Origin of the sequence: Thermosipho sp. 1244 (genome assembly GCF_018588215.1) — a bacterium.
GTDB lineage: Bacteria > Thermotogota > Thermotogae > Thermotogales > Fervidobacteriaceae > Thermosipho > Thermosipho affectus.
On record NZ_LNGA01000029.1, the window covers coordinates 1 to 3,279 of the forward strand.

A 3,279-nucleotide genomic window follows, 5' to 3' on the forward strand; every position below is an offset into this window, starting at 1 on the left:
GTACCATACGAATATCTTTTAAAAATCAACATTCCAATATATAAAAAAGAAGAATGCCCATTATGTAAAGAACAAATTCCAGCTGAAAAACCAGGGAGTAGGTTCATAAAATAAAAAAAGCAGGCGAAAGCCTGCAAAAAAATAAACCCGGGCGATACCTACTCTTGCAAGGGGCGTACCCCTTACTACCATCGGCCCAAGGCGGCTTAACGGCCGGGTTCGGGATGGAACCGGGTGGTTCCCGCCTTGGTATCGTCACCCGGGAAACCTTTGATCACTCAAAAATGCATAGGGTTCTCGTAGAGGTGAAGGCCTCGGCCGATTAGTACCGGTTGGCTCCACGCATTACTGCGCTTCCACCACCAGCCTATCTAGGTCCTCTTCTCGAACCGGCCTTACTCCTTTCACAGGATGGGAGGTCTCATCTTGGGGCGTGTTTCCCGCTTAGATGCTTTCAGCGGTTATCACTTAGGAGCGTAGCTACCCGGCGTATGCCCTTGGCAGAACAGCCGGTACACCAGTGGCTCCCTCACCCAGGTCCTCTCGTACAATGGGCGAGCCCCCTCAAACCTCCTACGCCCGCAGCAGATAGGGACCGACCTGTCTCACGACGGTCTGAACCCAGCTCACGTACCCCTTTAATAGGCGAACAGCCTAACCCTTGGGACCTGCTTCAGCCCCAGGATGGGATGAGCCGACATCGAGGTGCCGATCCTTGCCGTCGATGTGAACTCTCGGGCAAGACTAGCCTGTTATCCCCGGGGTAACTTTTGTCCGTTGATCGACGACCCTTCCACTCGGAGTCGCCGGGTCACTAGGACCGGGTTTCCCCTCTGCTCGACCCGTCGGTCTCGCAGTCAGCCCAGCTTATGCCCTTGCACTCTACGGTGGATTTCCAACCCACCTGAGCCGAGCTTCGCGCGCCTCCGTTACCCTTTCGGAGGCGACCGCCCCAGTCAAACTACCCACCTGGCACTGTCCCTCGCTCGCTCTTCACAAACGCAGGTTAGAACTCCAGTACACCGAGGGTGGTATCCCACCAGCGGCTCCCCCGACCCTGGCGAGCCGGGTTCTTCGCCTCCCACCTATCCTGTACACAGTGCACCAAAGCCCAATACCAGGCTGCAGTAAAGCTCCACGGGGTCTTTCCGTCTAGCTGCGGGTACTGGGCATCTTCACCCAGATTGAAATTTCACCGGGCCCCCTGCCGAGACAGTGCCCCAGTCGTTACGCCATTCATGCAGGTCGGAACTTACCCGACAAGGAATTTCGCTACCTTAGGACCGTTATAGTTACGGCCGCCGTTTACCGGGGCTTCGGTTCGGGGCTCTCACCCCTCCCCTTAACCTTCCGGCACTGGGCAGGCGTCAGTCCCTATACTTCCTCTTACGAGTTCGCAGAGACCTGTGTTTTTGGTAAACAGTCGCCAGGGCCTTGCCTCTGCAACCGCCTCGGCCTCCCCCAGTTTCCAGGTCTCCCCTTCCCCTGGGTTCAACCTACCGCGGCACCCCTTCTCCCTAAGTTACGGGGTCAATTTGCCGAGTTCCTTGGCAAGGGTTATCCCGCTCCCCTTAGCTTTCTCAGCCCGCCTACCTGTGTCGGTTTGCGGAACGGGCACCCGCATACCAGTTAGCGAGGCTTTTCTTGGCAGTGTGGGATCAGCCCCGTCGGACCATACGGTCCTCCCCTTCACGGCTCAGCTCAGACAGCGGATTTCCCTACTGCCCTCTTCGCCTAACCGCTTGGAAGGCCTTGCCACTTGACCTCGGAACTTACCCTCCTGCGTCCCCCCGCTACCTATCAGTATGCAGGTGGTACCGGAATATTAACCGGTTCCCCATCGGCTACCCCTCTCGGGTTCACCTTAGGCCCCGACTAACCCTGGGCGGACGAACCTTCCCCAGGTACCCTTAGGCTTCCGGGGGGAGAGATTCTCACTCTCCTCTCGTTTACTCATGCCTGGATTCTCTCTTCCGCCTCGTCCAGTGGCTCTCTCAAGTCCACCTTCTCCCTATCGCGGAACGCTCCCCTACCACCAGCATATACGCTGATCCGCGGCTTCGGGGGATGGCTTTAGCCCCGGTACATTTTCGGCGCTGTGCGTCTCGACCGGTGAGCTGTTACGCACTCTTTTAATGATGGCTGCTTCTAAGCCAACATCCCGGTTGTCTGGGACGCACAACTTCCTTCCACACTTAGCCATCTCTCCGGGCCCTTAGCCGTCGGTCTGGGTTGTTCCCCTCTCGTCTGTGGAGCTTATCCCCCACAGGCTCACTCCCAAGATTTGTGTGCAGGCATTCGTAGTTTGACAGGGGTTGGAGGTCACCCCCCTAGCCCTATCAGCGCCCTACCTCCTGCACAGACCTCTTGAGGCTGCACCTAAATGCATTTCGGGGAGAACCAGCTATCACCGGGTTCGGTTAGCTTTTCACTCCTACCCACAGCTCATCCGAGGATGTCTCACGATCCACCGGTCCGGGCCTCCAGTAGGTTTTACCCTACCTTCACCCTGGCCATGGGTAGCTCACCCGGCTTCGGGCCTGCCGCACCTGACTCCTCGCCCTCTTCGGACTCGCTTTCGCTACGACTCCACCTCTACCGGCTTAACCTCGCCAGGTACGACAACTCCCAGGCTCATTAATCAAAAGGCACGCCGTCACCCCTTTACGGAGCTCCGACTTCTTGTAGGCACGCAGTTTCAGGTCTCTTTCACTCCCCTTCCGGGGTGCTTTTCACCTTTCCCTCACGGTACTGGTTACTCTATCGGTCGGCAGGGAGTATTTAGCCTTGGAGGGTGGTCCCCCCTGATTCCCACAGGATTCCTCGTGCCCCGTGGTACTCGGGATCAAGCCCCAGAGAGTCCTTACCCTTTCGCCTACGGGACTTTCACCCTCTCCGGTAGGCCTTCCCAGACCTTTCGGCTAGAGTAAGAATTTTTTACTCCCCGGCTTACGCCCGGACTTGTCCCACTACCCCGACGCATCAACGCCGGTTTAGGCTCCTCCCCTTTCGATCGCCTCTACTCAGGGAATCTCGTTTGATTTCTTCTCCTCGGGGTACTGAGATGTTTCACTTCCCCCGGTTCGCCCCCTCTCGGGTGTGTAGCCTCACCAGCTACACAGGTTGCCCCATTCGGGTATCCCGGGATCTACGCTCGCTTGCAGCTCCCCCAGGCTTTTCGCAGCTTGCCACGCCCTTCTTCGCCTCCTGCCGCCTAGGCATCCACTGCGTGCCCTTATCACCTTCACCTCTACTTCCCCTATGCATTTTTCAATGACC

2 rRNA genes and 1 pseudogene are annotated in these 3,279 nt (G+C 57.5%); 1 reads left to right on the plus strand and 2 read right to left on the minus strand.

The annotated features are described in order from the left end of the window. Nucleotides 1–114: pseudogene (locus tag AS157_RS09500) on the plus strand (orotate phosphoribosyltransferase); the annotation flags it as partial. 32 nt (nt 115–146) lie between these two features. Here AS157_RS09500 and rrf read toward each other — a convergent pair. Then, nucleotides 147–263, minus strand: a 5S ribosomal RNA gene (gene rrf, locus AS157_RS06865). Nucleotides 264–302: 39 nt separating this feature from the next. Beyond that, a 23S ribosomal RNA gene (locus AS157_RS06870) occupies nt 303–3,249 on the minus strand. Nucleotides 3,250–3,279 lie beyond the last annotated feature (30 nt).